Below are 21,987 nucleotides of genomic sequence, written 5' to 3' on the forward strand. Positions count from 1 at the left end.
TTTACTTTATGAAAAAAGTTTTGCTTTTTCTACTATTTACTCAATTTGTTACAGCACAAGAAATTATAATTAAAGGAGTAGTAACAGATTCAATTGCACCATTAGCTTATGCTAGCATAATAGCAAAACCACTTATAAATAGTATTAATATGTCTTTTGCAATAAGCGACGAAAAGGGCAAATTTAAGTTAACTTTAATTAAAAATATAGATTATGTTATTACAGCTAGTTACTTAGGTTATAAATCTCAAAGTATAGAATTAAATTCAAATGACACTAAGGTTTTAAGTTTTATTTTAAGTGAAACTGAACAAAAACTAAATGAAATTGTAATTGTACAAGAAGTACCAATTGAAGTAAAAGAAGACACAATAACTTACAATGTAAAAAAATTTATAACAGGTAAAGAACGAAAGTTAAAAAATATTTTAAAAAAACTTCCAGGAATTGAAATTGACAAAAACGGAGGTGTTATTGTGAACGGAAAAAAAGTTAGTAAAGTACTTGTAGAGAATAAGAAGTTTTTTGGAGGAAGTAGTACAAAGTTAGCAATAGAAAATATACCAGCAAATGTAATAAATAAAATTGAAATTATTGATAATTATAATGATATTGCATTTTTAAAAGGAGTTGTTGAAAGTAATGAATTAGCAATGAATGTAAAATTAAAAGAAGACAAAAAAAAGTTTGTATTTGGTGATGTAGATGCTGGAAAAGGAAGTGAAAACCACTATTTAACTCATGCTGGTTTGTTTTATTACAGTCCAAAAACCAATATAAACTTTATAGGGGACATTAATAATATTGGAAAAAAGTTTTTTAGTTTTAGAGATTATTTAAGTTTTGAGAATGCTTCATCAAAAGTATTAAGAGATGAAAGTTCCATATATAATACATCAAGCAGTAATTTTTCAACATTTTTAAATAATCAAAAGGCATTTAAAAATGATAACAAGTTTTCAGCATTTAATTTTGTAAAGAGTATTTCAAAAAAAATTGATTTTTTAGGTTATGCTATTTTTTCAAATTCAAAAATACAAGACAAAATTGATAATTTTAATAAATACTTTTATGATAAAAATGTATTTAATGAATCTATAATAAAAAATAAACATCTAAATAATAGTCTAGGAATATTAAAATTTTCAGTTGATTATAGAGTAAATAATTTAGAACAAATTTATATTAATTCACAGTATAAATATTCCAAAAATAAAAGTGATGCTATACTATTATCTATTGTTAATTCCAAAACTCAAAATGTAGAAACCAAAATTAGGGAAGATATTAACTCTATGAATCATGATATTGAATGGCATAAAAAGATAAATAAAAATAATACTTTTTCTTTTGGTTTTAATTATGATTATAATAAAAGTACACCAAAAACTCAATGGATTACTAATAAATCAATTTTTCAACAATTGATTCCGTTATTTGAAGCTGATATTTATAATATTTTTCAAGATAAAATATCTGTTAACAATAAATATACATCTGTTATAAAGCACTATTTATTACTGTCTAAAAGAAGTCAATTAACAACAACTATTGGAAATAAATATTTAAATGAAAAATTTAAAGTTGATGAATATCAGGAAATAGATGGTATTATTAACAGTTTTAATTTAGCAGGATTTGGCAATGATATTTATTTTAGTTTAAATGATTTTTACACAGGTTTACAATTCAAGTATAAAAAAGGAGGTATTCTAGCAAAAATTGAGGTTTATTCACATTTTTACGATTTAAGACTTAACCAAGAAATAAAACAAAAAGAAAATAAAGTAGTACTTTCTCCAAACTTATTGTTGAAATATTCTTTTAACAAATCAGAACATTTAAATTTAAGATATCAAAAACATAGCATATTTTTAAATTCTTCAAAATATGCTAATAATTTTAGTTTATTAAGCTATAACACTGTTTTTAAAGGTAATCCTGATTTGTTACATAACTCTATTTATCATACTGCTCGTCTATGGTATACAAAATTTAGTTTATATAATAATATTATAATGAATGGAAGTATTAGTTATAATAAGAAAGTAAACAATATAAAAAATGAAATTCAGTCTTCTAGTATTGAAAGTTATTTAATGCCTATTATAATAAACACTCCAGAAGAAAGCTGGAATACTTCAATAGATATATACAAAATTATTAAAAAGATAAAAATTAGATCAAAAGGTTATATCAATGTTTCAAATTATCAACAAAAAATTAATGATGCTTTTGTGAAAAATGAGAATATTTCAAAACGATTAGATATTAGTGTTAGTACAATTTTTGATAATTATCCTAATATAGAAATTGGAATAAAAAAATCTATAAATAACTTCAGCATAAGTAAACAAAAAAACTCTTTCCACACTAATAATCTTTATTTTGACTTTGGTTATAATTTTTTGAAAGGGTTTGTTTTTAAAACTGATTATTCAAAAAATATTTATAAAAGTAAAAATAAGGAATTTGAAAACACTAGTGAAGAAGCTAATATTTCATTATTTTATAATAAAGAAGATAGCCCGTTAGGTTTTGAAATTAAAATTTCAAATTTATTTAATGCAAAATATCAATCTAATACCTTCTTTTCTGATTTTTTAATATCTGAGTCAAGAGCATATCTATTACCTAAGATTTATATGTTTACGCTTTCTTATAAAATTTAACCATAGTTTAAGACACTTTTGTACATTTGTTGTCTTATGCATTTTTTATACAACATACTTATTTTTAAAGCCAGTTTAATACTAAAAGTACTGGCGCTTTTCAATAAAAAAATAAAACTTTTTGTTGAAGGACGAAAACAAACTTTTAGCCTTCTTAAAAATAATATTTCACCTTCAGATATCATAATTTGGATGCATTGCGCATCACTTGGAGAATTTGAACAAGGCAGACCAATTTTAGAAAAAATAAAGGAAAAACACCCAACAAAAAAATTGGTATTAACATTTTTTTCGCCATCTGGTTACGAGATTAGAAAAAATTATAACGGAGCAGATGTTGTCTGTTACTTACCTTTAGATTCTAAAAAAAATTCTAAAATATTTTTAGATATTGTGCATCCAGAAACTGCCATTTTTGTGAAATATGAGTTTTGGCCAAACCTATTAAAAGAATTAAAAACTAGAAATATTAATACCATTTTAATTTCAGGTATTTTTAGAGAAAACCAAGCATTTTTTAAATGGTATGGCGGTTTTATGAGAAAAGCATTACAAACGTTCTCATACTTTTTTGTACAAGATAAATTATCTGAAAATTTATTAAAAGGTATACATCTAAACAATGTAATTGCTTGCGGAGATACGCGTTTCGATAGAGTTTACGAAATTACAAAACAAGACAACACACTAGATTTTATTTCAGAATTCAAAAATAACAACTACACTCTAGTTGCCGGTAGTACTTGGAAAGATGATGAGGAGTTCTTAGTTGATTACATAAATAACAAGGCTTCAGAACAAGAAAAATTTATAATTGCACCTCATAATATCAATTCAAAAGACATTGAAGAATTAAAAAATTCTATTTCAAAAAAGGTGGTGTTATTTTCAGAAAAAGAAGGAAAAAACCTACAAGAATATCAAGTTTTTATTATTGACACTATTGGTATTTTAACAAAGGTGTATAGCTATGCTAACATTGCTTATGTTGGTGGAGGATATACCAAATCTGGAGTTCATAATGTATTAGAACCTGCTACTTTTGGTTTACCCATTATTATAGGTCCTAATTATAGTAAATTTATTGAAGTAAAAGAACTAGTTGCAAAAGAGGCTTGTTTTTCAATAAATAATTCTCAAAAATTATCCGTACTTTTAAACAGTTTTTTTATTGAAAAAAATAAAAGATTAGAAGCAAGTTCAAAAGCATTAGAATATGTGATAGACAAAACAGGAGCTTCAGTAAAAATTTTAAATTACTTAAAATGATTAGAGAAAAATTAGAAAACTATTATTCGTTTGTTTTTGAGAAAGAGTTAATAGATGAAATTGAACAGGTAGGCATCTACAAAAAATTACGAGAAAACGAATTATTAGTTGATTTAGGTGATCAAATGAAAGGTGTTCCACTATTGTTAGATGGTGCTATAAAAATTGTACGAGAAGATAAAAAAGGTGAAGAAATATTGTTGTATTTTTTAGAAAAAGGAGACACCTGTGCCAGTTCTTTTGCAAGTGCTATTTCAAACGGTAAATGTGGCATTAGAGCTATTGCCGAAAAAGAATCTGAAATAATTTTTCTTCCTACCCAAAAACTAGATGATTGGTTGGTAAAATACAAAAGTTGGAGGAATTTTGTAATTGATAGCTACAACATCCGTCTAAATGAAATGATGGAAACTATAGACACCTTAGCATTTATGAAAATGGATGAGCGTTTATATAAATACCTAAAAGATAAAGCTCAAATAATGCGTGAAACCACTCTAAATACAACACACCAAGATATTGCTTATGATATGCATACCTCTCGTGTAGTAATTTCTAGATTGTTAAAACAGCTAGAAAATGAAGGAAAAATAAAATTACATAGAAATAAAATTGAAATTTTAGAATTCTAAAACAAAACTTAAATATACCGTATAACTCTTATACTTTTACATTACTAACTAATTAAATTAATGATGGAATTTATTTCACAGCCATGGGCCTGGTATGTTGCTGGGCCTGTTATTGCACTAATAATGTTTTTACTGTACTACTTTGGAGAACGTTTTGGGGTTTCTTCAAATTTAGAAACTTTTTGTTCTATAGGTGGTGCTGGAAAATTTGTTGACTATTTTAAAGTCGACTGGAAAAAAAACTCTTGGAACTTAGTTTTTGTTGCTGGAGGAATTACTGGTGGTTTTATTGCCACACAGTGGCTTACCCCTTCAGATACAGTTAATCTTAACCCACAAACAATACAAGATTTAGCTGATATTGGCATAAAAAATGCAGGCTCCTCCTATTTACCTGATGAGATTTTTAGCATAGACACTTTACTAACTCTTAAAGGCTTTATAATACTACTAATTGCAGGTGTTTTGGTGGGTTTTGGAGCACGTTGGGCTGGCGGTTGTACTTCTGGACATGCAATTGTTGGTTTAAGCAATTTAGAACTACCTTCTTTAATCTCGGTAATCGGATTTTTTATTGGAGGTTTAATTATGACTTGGCTAATTTTACCATTAATATTTTAAAGAAATGAAGTATATAAAGTTTTTTTTAATTGGAATACTATTTGGTATTGTAATGAGTAAAGCAGAAATAATTTCGTGGTATAGAATCTACGAAATGTTTAAATTTCAATCGTTTCATATGTATGGAGTTATTGGATCTGCTATTGTTTTAGGAATGTTATGTATGTTCTTATTCAAAAAGAAAATAATTAAAACATTTGAAGGGAATGAAATTTATATTGCTCCAAAAAAATTAGGAATATATCGTAATTTATTTGGCGGAATATTATTTGGATTAGGCTGGGCATTAGCTGGTGCTTGTCCAGGACCAATGTTTGTTCTTATAGGAAAAGGAGTGGTTTCTATTTTAGTTGTTATTTTTGGAGCTACACTTGGAGCATTTCTTTATGGGTATTTTAAAAATAGACTACCACATTAATCTAAATAAATTCATAAATTTTATAATACTTTAAAAATTACAAGTAAAAACTTTAATATTGAAGATTTTAATCCGAATTTTGAAAAAAGAAATTATAAGTTACACTAGTACCTTTAAACTAAAATATAAATTTCAACAGCTTTCTATTTATAGATTGATTAGCGAAATTAACAATTACTAAATGCAGCATCCTCAAGAATTTTACAACAATCAAAAAGCTATTTTTGAACAGAAATCAAAAAACTTAAAAAAGAAACTTTCAATTTCTAGTTTAATACGATTTATAACTTTTTTAAGTATTATTTTAGGAATTTACCTTTTTTTTGGAAATAGTTCAGCAATTTTATTAGTTGTAGGTATTGGCGTAATTCTATTTATATATTTGGTGCTAAAACACAGCAAACTACAATACAATTATAACTTAAACAAAACCCTAATATCTATTAATAAAACAGAATTAGATGTTTTAAATAGAAATTATTTTGACTTAGATGACGGAACTGAATTTATAAATCCTAAACATGCCTATAGTTACGATATAGATTTATTTGGAAAAGGTTCCTTTTTTCAATATTGTAATAGAACCGTAACAATTGAAGGTAAACATAAATTGTTTTCAGAATTAACTTCAAACAATATTTCAGCAATTGATAAAAAGCAAACTGGAATTAAAGAATTAAGTGAAAAACCAAAGTGGAGACAACACTTTTCTGCAATTGCAAGTTTGGTAAAAGTAGAGCATCCAGCTAAAGAAATTGTAAGTTGGATTCATAATTACAAACCCGTTTTTCCTTCATTTTTAGCATATCTACCCATAGTTTTTTCTTTTTTATCTGTAGCGTTAATTGTTGCCTTGGCACTCCAACTAATTCCTGAAATATTACTTTTATTATGGCTTTTTGTTGGTTTAGGAATTTCTGGTTTTTATGTAAAAAAGGTAAATGAATTATCTAGAAATACAGACAATGCAAAAGATACATTTAAACAATATCATAAATTATTAAATGAAATTGAAAATACCACTTTCACTTCAGAAATTTTAAAATCTAAGCAATTAAAAATTCAAACTGAAACAAAAAAAGCATCTGACATTTTTAAAAAATACTCAAAATTATTAGATGCCTTAGACCAACGAAATAATGTTATTATTGCAGTACTTGGAAATGGGTTTTTCCTAAGAGATTTACATCAAGTTTATAAAATTGAAAAGTGGATTGAAACTTATAAAGATAAAGTAGAACAATGGTTTGATGTAATTGCTTTTTTCGATGCTCAAAACTCATTAGCAAACTTTGCTTTTAACCATCCAAATTATGTGTTTCCTGAAATTAAAAATAACGGTGAAGTTATAAAAGCAACAAATTTAGGACATACTTTATTAAAAGAAAAACAACGAGTTGACAATAATTTCACCATTAAAAATCAACAATTTTTTATAATAACAGGTGCAAATATGGCAGGGAAAAGTACTTTTTTAAGAACGGTTTCCTTATCTATTGTTATGGCAAATATTGGTTTACCTGTTTGTGCTGAACATTTTGAATACAGCCCAATAAAACTAATAACTAGTATGCGTACATCAGATTCTTTAGTTGAAGATGAATCGTATTTCTTTTCAGAATTAAAACGTTTAAAATTTATTGTTGATGAAATTAAAAACGACGATTATTTTATAATTTTAGATGAAATTTTAAAAGGAACAAATAGCACAGATAAAGCTATTGGATCTAAAAAGTTTGTTGAAAAATTAGTAGCTTCAAATTCAACAGGAATTATTGCAACGCACGATTTAAGTTTGTGTGAAATTGAACAAGAATTAACTGAGGTTAAAAACTACTATTTTGATGCCGAAATTATAAATGACGAGCTGAATTTTGATTACCAATTAAAAAACGGCATTTGTAAAAATATGAATGCTTCATTTTTACTAAAAAAGATGCAAATAATTTAATTTTTAAGAATATAAATTCACACAAGCTTCATCATCTTTAAAATATATATTTTACAATTAATAGTAAAAAAACTAAAACGTCAATCCGAAAACAAGTCCGTTTTGAGAAACACCGTTGTAATTAGATTTTACATAATCTAAACGTAGAAAACGTAGTTTTCCAATGCCAATATTACCCAATCCAACGGATAGTTCAGAATATGGTTTTTTGTCTTTTCTAATCAAGGTTTTTGCACCTAAAATAAACTCAAATCTTAATTTATTTAACAAGGGTAATTTATTTAATAAATAGCCACTAAAATTATGTTCTGCGTGAAATTCTGCATACGATTGATTAGTGCTAAAATTATAGTAAGGCATTAAATTAAACGCATTTGTATAATCGTAATTCATGTTTACATGTGTTTGATTTCCATTAAAATGTTTGTAATCTACAAAAGCAATATCATCGGCTTCAAAAAAAGTTCCAGCTTTTATATTGTAGCTAAAAGTACCTTTATTATCAATGTCGAAACGCTGTTGAATTCGTGCACTTATTTCTCCAAAGTTATAAGCATCTTCACTTGAAGCAAAATTCTGATTGTACATTAATGTTAATGAAGGGTAATCTGAATTATACGTATTAATTTTTCTGTTTGGATACGAAATATATTTTTGTCCAAATCTAATTATTGCAGTAGTTGAAAATTGATATACATTATGTTCTTCAAAAGAAGGGATTCCTTTGTTATTTTCATTTAAAGGATCGTTAGAAGTGTATACTTTTTCTTTATCGTTTAGCAACACATAATCTGTTGTATTCACCAAAGGAGATCGTTTTTCGTAACTTAATGTACTTTGCATTCTAATGCCATTTGATAACTCATCAGAAAAAAGAATTTTAACAAAAGTATTATCGTAATATTTAGCATAATTTTCTTCAAAAAATAAGGTACTTACTGAGTTTACAATACCAGAAATAGGCTCACTTTGGTTAAATTGTGTTACTTTTTTCCCTCCAGATATTTGTAAATATGGTTTTGAAATACTGTTAAATAGATAACTAATATTAGCAGTTGCTCGTAGTTTTTCATCAGACAATCCATAATTAACATTGGCTCTTGCCGAAAAACTAGAACCGACTTCTTTATCACTCGTATAATAGGAAATATTCATTGAAGGATTCCAACCTTGAACCGTATTAAAACTTGTACCTAACAATACAGAGGAAAAATTTAAATACTGATTTTTATAGGTGTTTTTATAAGAATAGCCCATTAAAACATCTGCAATTTTAAATTTATTATCCTTTTTATCTATGGAATCTAAGTATGATTTAGATTTTTTCAACACCTGAATGCTGTCTTTTATTTTGTAATCTTTAATTTCTTCTTTAGTTAAAATTATTGGTCTTGCGGTATCCCAATACAGCGAATCTTTTTTATTTGAATTTTCAACAAAAGATAGAATTTCGTTATTAAATTCGTTTTCCTTAAACTGTGGGTTAAAATTATAATTGCTGTATGCTGTACTAATTTGTCCGTCAACATTAATACCTAACATTCCAAATTTAAAATAGATTTGTTGCGAAATTAACGGCCAAAAATTTGTGTTTTTATCGTACGAATAAATGTGTTTTAAATTCAATTCTTCAATCATAGGTTGTCCCATTTGAGCGCCAGTAACGGTTAAATTAATTCCGTATATTGCCCAATCGTCCTCAACAATATATATAATTCCAGAAAATGCATTATCTGTTTTCTTTTTTGGAGTTACTTCAATCTTATTGATTAAATGCGAACCTTCATAAAAAGTTCCAACTAGTTTATACGTGTAATAATTAAGAGCGTATGATGCTATTGGAGAAATTACTTTACTTTCTAAATCAATGGTGTTTTTATAAAAATTAAAATTGACTTCTGAAGCTTGATTAAAACTAAAACCACTATTATTTCCACTAACTTTTGAGGCTAAAATCTTTTCTTTAAACAAATTAGGTTGCTTAAAAGATATTTTTGAAACTGTTTCAGACAAATAAACCACGCCACTTCTAGTTGAATCTAAACCTCCACCTAAATCACCAACTTTTTGTCCAAATATTTTGTCTGGAGCATTTTTAATTCTAAAAATTCCTTTTGAATAAAAATCGCTTGTGTAAGCGGTTATTTTATTTAAATAGCGCTTTCTATTTTCAATGGTATTTTTAATAATTCTAATGGCTGGATTTTCTTTTAAACTAATTGTAACTTCATTTAATTGAATGCTTTCTTCATTTAAAATAACATCTAATTGAAAAGGTAAAGTATTAATTTCAATTTCTTTTTTTAATGTAACATACCCTAAATATTGAAAAACAACCGTGTAATTTCCTTTATCTAAAACTGGAAGCTCGTACAAACCTTGCTCGTTACTCGATGTTCCAATACTTGTATTTTCTAGATATACACTTACAAAAGGGAGCGTTTCATTTTTAATATTTTTAATGGTTCCTTTAACTTGTGCAGAAAGTTGCATAGTAACAAAAGTTAAAAATACAAGTGTAATTTTTTTAGCCATAGTATTGATTTATTTTTCAAACTTAGAGTTTTACATTTGGAGCTCTTAATAAAGGTTTGTTAAATAAATCTTTACAATATGTTAAATAGTAATTTTAGTTTTTTTTAACAAAAAGAGACCTCTATTTTTATTACTAAAGTGTATTTTCGCAGTTACTACTATTTAAAAAATTATGAAAAAAATATTTAGAATTGTAAGTATTTTAGAGGGTGTATCTTATTTATTATTACTTTTTATTGCAACGCCAATAAAATACATATTAGAAAACGAAACATTTGTTAAAATGCTTGGTATGCCACACGGACTTTTATTTATAGCCTATGTTGTATTAGCAATTATGATGAAATATGAATTAAATTGGAAATCTAAGGCATTTATTATTGTGTTAGTTGCTTCAATTATTCCGTTTGGAACATTTTATATTGATAAAAAATATTTAAGAGATTAAAAATATACTACACTATTTTTTTTAATAATAATAAAACAGGGTTATTAGGTTAAAAACCATAATTAAAGCTAAGTCCAAAAACTTCTCTAATTTGAAAACCTTCAAAAGAGTTATCATCATAAATAGTTTGAAAAACTAAATTAGTTGTAAAATAGCTATTTATTTTCATAACTAAATTCATTGAATAATCAATATCAATATTTTCAGGGTTTTCTAAATAATTAGCATATAAATTAAGTAAGTTTTCAATGGTCATATTTTCCATTAAAGTAATTTTTAATCTACCAGAAGCATTAAAACCTAATTCTAAACGTGTATTATCACCTTCTTCTACTCCATAATAAGCTTCATTAGGCAATGTTAAATCTTTATCAACTATCACCAATTTAGTAGTTGCAGGTGCAATATTAAATTTAAAGTTTTTATTTTTTTCCCATAACATCCCTGGACCAATTAAAATTGTAGCTGGTGAGAAAAAGCTGGTATATTTAGTTCTAATTTCCTTACCATTTTCATCTTTACTGTATTTAAACCCTTTAGTAAATTGTGTTTTAAAATTAACTAAAGCTGAATAAAACCAATAACCATCTGCATTTATACCTAATAAAGAATTAAACTCAAGCCTATCATCTGTTTTTTTAGTAAACTCTGTATTTTTACTTTTGGTTAAACCGTAAGAAGTGATGATGTTATTTTTCCAAGAATATTTACCTTTAACGTAATCAAAATTATAATTTATACTTGCATTACCAGCCAATGTATTTTCTCCTTTAGAGACCCAATTAGAAAATGCTGATTGATTAAACATAAAAGATATTTTTCCTTTCTTAGTCCAACTTGGTTCTGGTTCTTTTTCTGAATCTGGGCTAGGTTTCTTTTGTTCTTGAGAAAACAAAAACGAAAGATTAAATACCAGCATTAATATAAGTAAAGGGGCTTTCTTCATAAATTTCTAATTGAAAATTATAATCTAAGCAAACAAAAGTAAATAGAATACTCTACATAAAAAAGTTTGCTAAGATGTTATTTTAAACTTAAAAAAATATAATACCACAAAAAGTATACCTTTTTTAGATGAAAAATTTAATTATATTTTTTAGGGTAAAAGAAACCTCAATAGTTTGAGTATTAACCATTAATTTAAAAATTTACTTTTAAGAACTATAGTTCTTCATTTTTATTTGGATCAATTAAGCCAAATTTCTTAGCTCTTGCTTCCCAACTTTTTCTAGCAAGTAATTGTAAGTCTGCAACAGTATCTCTTTCATCCATTATCTCTAAACCTAACAAAGTTTCAATAACATCTTCCATTGTTACAATACCACTTGTGGTTCCATATTCATCAACAACTAATGCAATATGTTCTTTGTTTGCAATAAATTTTTCGAATAAATCTGGAATTGGAATTGTTCTATTCGTTATTATTAACTCTCTTTTAATTTCAGCTAACTTTTTAGTTCCATTACCTTTAATAATCTCTTCCATTACATCATCTTTCAAAATAAAGCCTGTAATATTATCAGAGTTTGTTTTAAAAATAGGAATTCTAGAAAATCGTAATTTTGGGTGTTTATCAAAAAATTCTTGTATTGTAATCTCTTCAGAAGCCCTAGTCATAACAGTTCTAGGAGTCATTACATCTTTTACTTGTACTAATTTAAAGGTCAGTAAATTTTTAATAATAGCACTTTCACTTTCTTCAAAAACACCATCTTCTTGTGCAATATCCGTCATTGTATGAAAGTCTTCTCTACTTAAAATAGAACCTCCATGTCCGCCACGACCGCCAATTAATTTTGTTGTTAATTGGAGCACCCATAAAATACCTGTATATTTTAAGAAAAAGATAAAAGGCATTAATGTATTTGCCGTAAAACCAGCCAATTGACTCCAATATTTAGCTCCAATTGTTTTAGGTATTATTTCTGAAAAAACCAATATTAAAATAGTCATTATTGCAGAAATAATTCCTACTGCGTTTATACCAAAAATATTGATTTTTAAATCTAATGATTCTGCTTGTACACCAACTAAAATTGCACCTACTGTATGCGCAATAGTATTAACTGTTAAAATTGCAATTAAAGGTTTATCAACATCTTGTTTTAGTTGTTCTAATTTTGTTGCGTATGCTTTTCCTTCTTGTTTTTTTATGGTTATAAATGTTGGAGATATACTTAAAAGTACAGCTTCAAGTATAGAACATAAAAAAGAAAATATAAGTGAAATTGCTGCGTAAAATAAAAGTAACGTCATTTAATTGTATAATTTAATGGCTAAATTAAGTAATATAATGGCAATTTTAAAAAAATGAAAAAATATCTTTTGTAAAATGCCCTCTAAATTTAAATACTATTTCTCTTTTTGTAGAGCGCTACTGTTGAACAAGCTTCGCCAAACATAATGGTTTTTGCTACTGGCTGTAATTTTTCAATCAGCTGAATATAAGCTGTTTCTGGAATTGGTTTATCAGAACATCCTTTTATAATAACAGGCACGTTTTTATACGCTTTAATATTAAGATTTGCTATTATCTCTTGAAAAATTGCAGTTTCTAATTGTTGTAAATCACCTACTATGGTTTTAACTGCAAAGGGATTTGTATATGTTGCAATTAACATATAAGCCCAAGATGGAATTATGGCATCTACCGAACAAGTAAGTGCAATATAATGGTTTTTGTATTGACTCCAATCGTGATTTTTTAAATACTCACGAAAGTCTTTTTCTTTTAAAATAAGTTCGTGAAACAACCAATCTTTTATATCAATAACAGTTCTTGGACCTTTTGGATAAAAATCTTCAAGGTCTAAAGTTTTTAATTTGCTATTGGCAACTCTATTTACAATTTCATCTGCCATTATAAAAAGCCAAGTTCTAATTTAGCTTCTTCACTCATCATATCTTGAGACCACATTGGATCAAAAGTAATTTCAACTTCAGCGTTTTTTACCTCATCAATTGCTTTTACTTTTTCTTCAATTTCTACAGGTAAGGTTTCTGCCACTGGACAGTTAGGTGAAGTAAGTGTCATTAATATTTTAACATCATTGTTTTCACTTACAAAAACATCATAAATTAAACCTAGTTCAAATATATCTACTGGAATTTCTGGATCGTAAATGGTTTTTAAAACCGTTACAATTTTATCTCCTAATTCTTCTACTCTATTACTATTCATACTTAAAATTGCTCTTTATATTCATTCTAAATAAGGGCAAATATACACTAATTAACTTAATTTAGATTGAAAAGCCAATGCGTATAATTTAATTTGCTTAATCATAGAAACCAATCCGTTTGCTCTATTTGGTGAAAGATGTTCTTTTAAACCAATTTCATCTATAAAATACAAATCAGCATTTAAAATATCTTCAGGTGCTTGATTGTTAAAAACACGTAATAATAATGCTATAATTCCCTTTGTTAAAATGGCATCGCTATCGGCAGTAAAATTAATTTTATCAACATCAATTTCAGAGTGTAACCAAACTTTAGATTGGCAGCCAACTATTAAATTTTCATCTTTTTTCTCAATATCAGCTATTAATGGCAACGATTTTCCAAGTTCTATAATATATTCGTAACGTTCCATCCAATCTTCAAACATTGAAAACTCGTCTATAATTTCTTCTTGTATTTCTTTGATAGTCATTTTTTAAACTTATTTTTGCACAATCTTAGATTGTTTCTTTTTAAGAACTGTAAAATTAAGGTAAAAATTTTAGAATGTCATTCTTATAAACATAGGAATCTCATTTAAAAAAATGATTTGTAAATTATTGACCGATTCTTATTTATAAATAAGAATTTAAAAAAGATAACATGAGTAAATTATTAATTGTTGGTACGGTTGCTTTTGATGCTATTGAAACACCGTTTGGTAAAACTGATAAAATTTTAGGTGGTGCTGCAACCTATATCTCACTTTCTGCATCTCAATTTGGAGTAAAATCTGGAATTGTTTCTGTTGTTGGTGGAGATTTTCCAACAGCATATTTAAAAAAATTAAACGGTAAAAACATCAATACAGATGGTATTGAAATTATTGAAAATGGTAAAACCTTTTTTTGGAAAGGAAAATACCATAACGATTTAAACACTAGAGATACCCTAATTACAGATTTAAATGTATTGGCAGATTTTAAACCTATTGTACCTGAAAGTTTTTCTGACACCGACTTTTTAATGTTAGGAAACTTACACCCTTCAGTTCAAATGGGAGTTATAAAACAACTACCTGTAAAACCAAAGTTAATTGTTTTAGATACTATGAATTTTTGGATGGACAATACCCTTCCTGAATTAATGGAAGTAATTGCTGAAATTGATGTAATTACAATTAATGACGAAGAAGCAAGACAATTATCAGGCGAATATTCTTTGGTAAAAGCTGCTAAGAAAATTCAAGAAATGGGTCCAAAATATGTAGTTATTAAAAAAGGAGAACACGGTGCCTTACTATTTAATGATGGCAAAGTATTTTTTGCTCCTGCTTTACCTTTAGAAGAAGTTTTTGACCCAACTGGAGCTGGAGACACTTTTGCTGGTGGATTTATTGGACACATTGCACGTACAGGCGATATTTCTTTTGAAAATATGAAAAGAGCTGTTATTTCTGGATCAAATGTAGCGTCATTTTGTGTTGAAAAATTTGGAACCGAACGCATGGAAAATTTAACTTTTGAAGAAATTCAAGAGCGCTTATTACAATTTAAATTATTAACCCAATTCGATATAGAATTAAGTTAATTACCATCTAAAATTCTGCACGTGTGCAGAATTTTTTGTTTAAAATATTACTTACTAAAACTTAAAAAATGAGTGACGCTATTAAGCATGAATGTGGAATTGCAATGGTTAGATTGTTAAAACCACTACAGTACTATAAAGATAAATATGGTTCTGCTTTTTATGGTTTAAACAAAATGTATTTGTTAATGGAAAAACAGCACAATCGCGGTCAAGATGGCGCTGGTATAGCAAGTATAAAATTTAATGTAGCCCCTGGAACACGCTATATTAGTCGAGTACGCTCAAATGCCGATGCCCCAATACAAGATGTTTTTGCCCAAATTAACAATCGTTTAAACAATTTAAATGAACAATTTCCCGATAAAATCGACGATGTAGAATGGCAAATTAACAATGCACCTCATATTGGTAATTTATTTTTAGGACACGTACGTTATGGAACCTTTGGAAAAAATAGCATAGAAGCTGTACACCCCTTTTTACGCCAAAGCAATTGGATGCATAAAAGTTTAATTGTAGCTGGTAACTTTAATATGACCAACTCTAAACGCTTATTCGACGATTTAGTTGAAATTGGTCAACACCCTAAAGAAATGACCGATACCGTTACAGTTATGGAAAAAATTGGTCATTTTATAGATGATGAAGTTGCTAAATTGTATCAAAAATTAAAAAAAGAAAAAGATATTTCTAAAAAAGAAGCCTCTCCTTTAATTGAAAAACGAATTAATATTAAAAAAATATTAAAACGTTCTGCAAAAAATTGGGATGGTGGTTATACAATGGCTGGTTTACTTGGACATGGAGATGCTTTTGTATTACGTGACCCTGCAGGAATTAGACCCGCATTTTATTATAAAGATGATGAAATTGTAGTAGTAGCTTCTGAACGACCAGTAATTCAAACCGTTTTTAATGTTGCTATTAATGATGTAAAAGAATTAGAACCTGGACGCGCATTAATAATGAAACGCGATGGTAAAGTAACCGTTGAACAAATTAGAAAGCCGTTACCTCAAAAATCATGTTCTTTTGAACGTATTTATTTCTCAAGAGGAAGTGATGCCGACATATATATTGAACGTAAAAATTTAGGAAAATTAGTATTTCCACAAATTTTAAAGAAAATTAATAACAATTTAAAAAATACAGTTTTCTCATACATCCCAAATACAGCAGAAACTTCGTTCTATGGAATGCGAGAAGCAGCTGAAGATTTTTTAAATCAACAAAAAACCGATGCTATTTTACACGGTCAACGTAATTTATCTGCCGAAAAAGTAAAAGAAATTTTAGCTGAAAGACCTCGTATAGAAAAACTAGCAATTAAAGATGCTAAGCTTAGAACTTTTATTGCAGATGATAATAGTAGAGACGATTTGGTAGCACACGTTTATGATGTTACTTACGGTATTGTAAAATCAGACGATAACCTAGTTATTATAGACGATAGTATTGTACGTGGAACCACGCTTAAGAAAAGTATTATTAAAATTTTAGACCGTCTAAATCCAAAAAAAATAATTATAGTTTCTTCTGCACCACAAATTCGTTACCCAGATTGTTATGGTATTGATATGGCAAGAATGGGTGATTTTATTGCCTTTAGAGCTGCTTTAGCCTTATTAAAAGAAAACAATAATTACAATTTGGTTGAAGAAGTTTATAACAAATGTAAAGCACAACAACAGTTAGAAGACACAGAAATTGTAAACGCTGTTAAAGAAATTTATAGTCAGTTTTCAGATGAACAAATTTCAAACAAAATTGCCGAAATGTTAAAAACAGATGCTATAAAAGCCGATGTTGAAATCATTTATCAATCTGTAGAAAACTTACATGTAGCGTGTCCAAATCATTTAGGTGATTGGTATTTTACTGGAGATTATCCTACACCTGGAGGAAATAGAGTTGTAAACGATTCTTTTATTAATTTTTATGAAGGAAATAACAAAAGAGCTTATTAAATAAAAATATACTAACTTATAGACATTCTCTAAACCAAAAGAGACTGTCTATAAGTACCTTTTTAACTATCTTAAAAAGTATATTTTCTTAAAGCATTCTTTTTTCTACCATATCTTTTTAGATTTATTTAACACAATGTTAAATATAAATTAATGTATCTTTGTAAAACTGTATCTAATTCAAAAAAAAATTATTAGCAAGTTTTAAACGCCATTATTATTGCATTAAAATTTAATATAAAGAATGACAATTTACCCAATCGAAACAGGAAACTTTAAGTTAGATGGAGGTGCTATGTTTGGGGTGGTTCCCAAAACCTTATGGCAGAGAACAAATCCAGCAGATAATAACAACTTAATAGACATGAGTATGCGAAGCATGCTTATTGAAGATGGAAACAGACTTATCTTAATTGACACTGGTACAGGCAATAAACAATCAGATAAATTTTTCGGTTATTATTACTTTTTTGGAGATTTTTCTTTAGATACATCATTAACAAAATATGGTTTTCATAGAGATGACATTACCGATGTATTTTTAACACATCTACATTTCGATCATTGTGGCGGTGCTATTCAATGGAACAAAGACAGAACTGGATACGAACCAGCATTTAAAAATGCAAAATTTTGGTCTAACAAAAACCATTGGCAATGGGCAATTGAACCAAACGTTCGAGAAAAAGCTTCATTTTTAAAAGAAAATATAAATCCTATTGAAGCAAGCGGGCAATTAAATTTTATAAACCTGCCTGAAAGTGATTTTGCTACAAATACCGAACTTGGTTTCGATATTCTATTTGCAGACGGACATACCGAAAAACAAATGATTCCACACATTCAATACAAAGAAAAAACACTTGTTTTTATGGCTGATTTATTACCAACCGTAGGGCACATTCCACTGCCTTATGTTATGGGGTACGACACAAGACCTTTACTAACAATAGATGAAAAAGCTAAATTCTTAAACAAAGCAGCAACTAATAATTACTTTTTGTTTTTAGAACACGATGCCTCTAACGAGTTATGCACCTTAAAACATACAGAAAAAGGAGTACGATTAAACCAAACATATAAATTTAACCAAGTATTTAATTAAAATAGTAAATGAAAATGAGAATTTTAAAACCAATGTACGTAATGGCAATTGCAGCTGTTACATTAACTAGTTGTAGTTCTGTAAAAAAAATGACAGTACCAACTATGGATACAGCCGTTTCAATGGCTGAAAAACAAGGAGTGGTTAGTGATGAACAATTTAAACATTGGGCACATGCTGATTTAGTAACAGATACTATACCTGGTATGAGTGTAGACAAAGCATACCAATTTTTAGAAGATAAAAAAGGAGAAACTGTAATTGTAGCTGTTATCGATTCTGGTATCGATATTGAACATGAAGATTTAAAAGATGTACTTTGGACAAATCCTAAAGAAATTCCTGGTAATAATGTAGATGATGATAAAAACGGTTATGTAGATGATATTCACGGATGGAACTTTTTAGGTGGTGACGGTGTTGCTGCTCCAGAACAATTAGAACTTACACGCCTTGTAGCTGAATTAAACACTCGTTTTGAAGGTAAAACTGCTGATGAAATTTCTGATAAAGACAAAGCTGATTTTGAAAAATACCAAAAGTATTTAGAAGATTATAATAAAGCATCTGAAAAACATTTTGCTACTATGGATCGTTTAGCTCAAATTGAAGGAGTTATAACATCTGTAAAAAAATACATTGGAAAAGAAACACTTACTTTAGAAGATTTAAAAGCTGTTGAAACAGACGATTTATCAATAAAAGGTCAAGTAAACGGCTTAATTGGTATGTTTAGTAACGGTTTTGACGAAGCTTCTTTTAACGATTATTACAAAAGTCAAAAATCAAATAAAAGCTACGACCTAGATTTTGACGGCAGAGCTATTGTTGGTGACAACCCAGAAGATATTAAAGACGTTAATTATGGTAATGGAAATGTAATTGGATCTAAAGATGCTGAATCTCACGGAACACACGTTTCAGGTATTATTTTAGCTTCTCGTACTAATGGTCTTGGAATGCGTGGTGTTGCTCACAATGCAAAATTAATGTCTGTTAGAGCAGTACCAGATGGAGATGAACGCGATAAAGATGTTGCTTTAGCAATTAGATACGCTGTAGATAATGGTGCAAAAGTAGTAAATATGAGCTTCGGTAAAAGTTACTCTCCAAACAAAGAATGGGTTATTGACGCAATTAAATATGCTGAAAAACATGATGTTTTATTAGTACACGCTGCTGGTAATTCAAGTGAAGATATAGATGTAAGCGATAACTGGCCAAACGATTCTTTTGATAAAGTTATTGAAGTTGCTGACAATGTATTAACTGTTGGTGCAATGAGTATAAATAACAATGAAAACTTACCAGCAACATTTACAAATTATGGTAAAAAAAATGTAGACGTATTTGCTCCTGGAGTACAAATTTATTCAACAATACCAAAAAACGAATATGCTAAATTTAGCGGTACTTCAATGGCTTCTCCAGAAGTTGCTGGTGTAGCTACATTAGTAAGATCCTATTATCCAGAATTAACTGCAAGTCAGGTAAAACATATAATTATGAATTCTGGAACTAAATTAAACCTTGATGTTTTAGTACCAGGGAAAAAAGGAGAAAAAACTAATTTCTCTAACCTATCTATCTCAGGTAAAGTAGCTAATGCATACAATGCCTTAATTTTAGCAGATAAAATGGTAAACGGAAAGTAATTAAATTATAATATTCTGTTAAAAAAGCACATTCTAAAAGAATGTGCTTTTTTGTTTTCTACACTTATGGTTATATTGCAATTTAATTAAATACACTATACATGAAAAAACTATTAAGCCTGCTATTTTTTATCTCTTCATCACTACTTTTTTCACAAAATAACACCTCATATTGGCAACAACACGCCTCATACACTATGGATGTTGATGTAGATGTTGAAAACTACCAATACAAAGGAACACAAAAACTAGTGTACACTAACAACTCACCAGATACTTTAAATCAGGTTTTTTATCATTTGTATTACAACGCTTTTCAACCAAACAGTGAAATGGACGCACGTTTACAATCTATTGTGGACCCAGATAGAAGAATGGTAAATAACATTGGAACAAAAGAAAACCCTATTTATGAAAGTAGAATAGCCAAACTTAAACCAAATGAAATTGGCTATTTAAAAGTACTTTCGTTAAAACAAAACGGAGAAAATATTACTTATAAAAATGAAGGAACTGTTTTAGAAGTTACCTTAAAAAAAGCCATTAAACCAGGTGAAAAAGTTGTGTTTGATATGACTTTTGAAGGACAAGTACCTGTAATGATTAGAAGAGCCGGTAGAAACAGTGAAGATGGCATAGCACTTTCTATGGCACAATGGTATCCTAAAATGGCTGAATACGATTTTGAAGGCTGGCACGCAGATGCATATATTGCGCGTGAATTTCATGGTGTTTGGGGCGATTTTGATGTAACACTTCATATTAATAAAAACTATACTGTTGGAGGAACTGGTTATCTTCAAAATCCTCAAGAAATTGGACACGGATATGAAGACAAAACAAAACCACTTTCTATTAAAAAAGGCAAAAAACTATCTTGGCATTTTATTGCTCCAAAAGTACACGATTTTACTTGGGCTGCTGATCCAAATTTTACACACGATATTTTAAAAACTAAAAGCGGAACAGACCTACATTTTTTATATAAAAACGATAAAAAATATGCAAAAGCCTGGAAAGAAGCACAAGCACTTACCGAAAAAGCACTTAATTATTTTAATGAAAATATAGGACCTTATCCTTGGAAACAATATTCAGTTATTCAAGGTGGTGATGGAGGAATGGAGTATGCTATGTGCACCTTAATATCTGGAGGAGAAACTCTTGGAAGTATTATTGGTACGGTGTATCACGAATTAGCACATGCTTGGTTTCAACATTTATTAGCTACAAACGAAAGTAAACACTCTTGGATGGATGAAGGTTTTACAACCTATATTTCAACATTGGCTTCTAATAAATTCATTAAAAATGGAGATGATAAACCAAATTCTGATAGCTACAGACGTTATTTCTATTTAGTAAATGCTGAAATTGAAGAACCATTAACAACACATTCCGACAGGTACCACACAAATACAGCCTTTAGTACTGCAAGCTACACAAAAGGAAGTATGTTTTTAACGCAACTAAACTATATCATTGGCGAAGAAAATGTAAAAAAATCATTAAAAAAATATTACAATGATTTTAAATTTAAACATCCTACACCTAACGATTATATAAGAGTTGCAGAAAAAGTATCTGGAATTCAATTAGCTTGGTATTTAAATGAATGGACACAAACTTTACATACTATAGATTATGCTATAGCAAAAATTGAAGGCACTAATATAACCTTAGCTAGAGTCGGTAAAATGCCAATGCCTATAGATGTAAAAGTAACGTATACCGATGGAAGTTCTGAAGACTTCTACATTCCGCTAAGTATGATGCGTGGAGAAAAACCAACAACTGCAACCTTATTAAAAGATTGGGCTTGGGCAACACCAAAATATACTTTTTCAACTTCAAAAGAAATTAAAAAAGTTGAAATCGACACTTCTACTTTAATGGCTGATATAAATAGAGAAAATAATGTATATATAGTAGAATAACAATAATCTATTTTTTTTAAAA

Annotated in this window: 18 protein-coding genes; 12 read left to right on the forward strand and 6 right to left on the reverse strand. The window is 28.2% G+C overall.

Annotated elements, in window-relative coordinates:
• Positions 1-8 precede the first annotated feature (8 nt).
• The 6 genes from MKD41_RS10850 (at position 9) to MKD41_RS10875 (ending at position 7,563) form a co-directional block, all read left to right on the forward strand.
• A complete protein-coding gene (locus tag MKD41_RS10850; RefSeq protein WP_240242316.1) occupies positions 9-2,672 on the forward strand; it encodes a TonB-dependent receptor in 2,664 nt (887 codons plus the stop codon).
• Between the two features lie 36 nt (positions 2,673-2,708).
• A complete protein-coding gene (locus tag MKD41_RS10855) occupies positions 2,709-3,941 on the forward strand; it encodes a 3-deoxy-D-manno-octulosonic acid transferase (RefSeq protein WP_240242317.1) in 1,233 nt (410 codons plus the stop codon).
• Positions 3,938-4,573, forward strand: a complete 636-nt coding sequence (locus MKD41_RS10860; RefSeq protein WP_240225754.1) for a Crp/Fnr family transcriptional regulator — start codon at positions 3,938-3,940, stop codon at positions 4,571-4,573. The genes MKD41_RS10855 and MKD41_RS10860 overlap by 4 nt, the downstream gene beginning before the upstream one ends.
• 63 nt (positions 4,574-4,636) lie before the next feature.
• Positions 4,637-5,194 (forward strand): YeeE/YedE family protein, encoded by a 558-nt coding sequence (locus tag MKD41_RS10865; protein ID WP_240228880.1) that lies wholly within the window; start codon positions 4,637-4,639, stop codon positions 5,192-5,194.
• 4 nt (positions 5,195-5,198) lie between these two features.
• Complete coding sequence (locus MKD41_RS10870) at positions 5,199-5,612, forward strand: DUF6691 family protein (protein ID WP_240242318.1); 414 nt, start codon at positions 5,199-5,201, stop codon at positions 5,610-5,612.
• Between the two features lie 181 nt (positions 5,613-5,793).
• Entirely contained in the window at positions 5,794-7,563 is a 1,770-nt protein-coding gene (locus MKD41_RS10875) for a MutS-related protein (protein ID WP_240242319.1), read from the forward strand.
• A gap of 72 nt (positions 7,564-7,635) precedes the next feature.
• Here MKD41_RS10875 and MKD41_RS10880 read toward each other — a convergent pair whose 3' ends face one another.
• On the reverse strand, positions 7,636-10,098 hold the full coding sequence (locus tag MKD41_RS10880) for a DUF5686 and carboxypeptidase regulatory-like domain-containing protein (RefSeq protein WP_240242320.1): 2,463 nt from the start codon (positions 10,096-10,098) through the stop codon (positions 7,636-7,638).
• A 172-nt stretch (positions 10,099-10,270) separates the two neighbouring features.
• On the opposite strand from MKD41_RS10880, the gene MKD41_RS10885 reads away from it, so the two are divergent.
• The gene (locus MKD41_RS10885; RefSeq protein WP_240242321.1) at positions 10,271-10,546 is read left to right on the forward strand and encodes a DUF3817 domain-containing protein; all 276 of its coding nucleotides are present in this window, start codon (positions 10,271-10,273) and stop codon (positions 10,544-10,546) included.
• Between the two features lie 49 nt (positions 10,547-10,595).
• Here MKD41_RS10885 and MKD41_RS10890 read toward each other — a convergent pair whose 3' ends face one another.
• The 5 genes from MKD41_RS10890 to MKD41_RS10910 all read right to left on the reverse strand — a co-directional run bounded on the left by MKD41_RS10890 (position 10,596) and on the right by MKD41_RS10910 (position 14,201).
• On the reverse strand, positions 10,596-11,492 hold the full coding sequence (locus MKD41_RS10890; RefSeq protein ID WP_240242322.1) for a DUF3078 domain-containing protein: 897 nt from the start codon (positions 11,490-11,492) through the stop codon (positions 10,596-10,598).
• A 215-nt stretch (positions 11,493-11,707) separates the two neighbouring features.
• Positions 11,708-12,802 carry a CNNM domain-containing protein gene (locus MKD41_RS10895; protein ID WP_240242323.1) on the reverse strand — a complete coding sequence of 365 codons (1,095 nt, stop codon included), beginning with the start codon at positions 12,800-12,802 and terminating at the stop codon, positions 11,708-11,710.
• A gap of 89 nt (positions 12,803-12,891) precedes the next feature.
• On the reverse strand, positions 12,892-13,407 hold the full coding sequence (locus tag MKD41_RS10900; protein WP_240242324.1) for a DUF2480 family protein: 516 nt from the start codon (positions 13,405-13,407) through the stop codon (positions 12,892-12,894).
• Positions 13,407-13,727, reverse strand: coding sequence for a DUF59 domain-containing protein (locus MKD41_RS10905; protein WP_240242325.1), 321 nt, complete (start codon positions 13,725-13,727; stop codon positions 13,407-13,409). The genes MKD41_RS10900 and MKD41_RS10905 overlap by 1 nt, the downstream gene beginning before the upstream one ends.
• 51 nt (positions 13,728-13,778) lie before the next feature.
• Positions 13,779-14,201, reverse strand: a complete 423-nt coding sequence (locus MKD41_RS10910; RefSeq protein ID WP_240242326.1) for a SufE family protein — start codon at positions 14,199-14,201, stop codon at positions 13,779-13,781.
• A 170-nt stretch (positions 14,202-14,371) separates the two neighbouring features.
• Between MKD41_RS10910 and MKD41_RS10915 the strand changes: the two genes are divergently transcribed.
• The 5 genes from MKD41_RS10915 (at position 14,372) to MKD41_RS10935 (ending at position 21,965) form a co-directional block, all read left to right on the forward strand.
• Entirely contained in the window at positions 14,372-15,298 is a 927-nt protein-coding gene (locus MKD41_RS10915) for a PfkB family carbohydrate kinase (RefSeq protein WP_240242327.1), read from the forward strand.
• A gap of 68 nt (positions 15,299-15,366) precedes the next feature.
• On the forward strand, positions 15,367-17,268 hold the full coding sequence (locus MKD41_RS10920; RefSeq protein WP_240242328.1) for an amidophosphoribosyltransferase: 1,902 nt from the start codon (positions 15,367-15,369) through the stop codon (positions 17,266-17,268).
• Positions 17,269-17,512: 244 nt separating this feature from the next.
• Positions 17,513-18,373 (forward strand): MBL fold metallo-hydrolase, encoded by an 861-nt coding sequence (locus MKD41_RS10925; RefSeq protein ID WP_240242329.1) that lies wholly within the window; start codon positions 17,513-17,515, stop codon positions 18,371-18,373.
• A 14-nt stretch (positions 18,374-18,387) separates the two neighbouring features.
• Positions 18,388-20,028 carry a S8 family peptidase gene (locus MKD41_RS10930; RefSeq protein WP_240242330.1) on the forward strand — a complete coding sequence of 547 codons (1,641 nt, stop codon included), beginning with the start codon at positions 18,388-18,390 and terminating at the stop codon, positions 20,026-20,028.
• A 101-nt stretch (positions 20,029-20,129) separates the two neighbouring features.
• Complete coding sequence (locus MKD41_RS10935; RefSeq protein ID WP_240242331.1) at positions 20,130-21,965, forward strand: M1 family metallopeptidase; 1,836 nt, start codon at positions 20,130-20,132, stop codon at positions 21,963-21,965.
• Positions 21,966-21,987: the final 22 nt, after the last annotated feature.

It is taken from the genome of Lutibacter sp. A64 (assembly GCF_022429565.1).
In the GTDB taxonomy this organism is placed as follows: Bacteria; Bacteroidota; Bacteroidia; order Flavobacteriales; family Flavobacteriaceae; genus Lutibacter.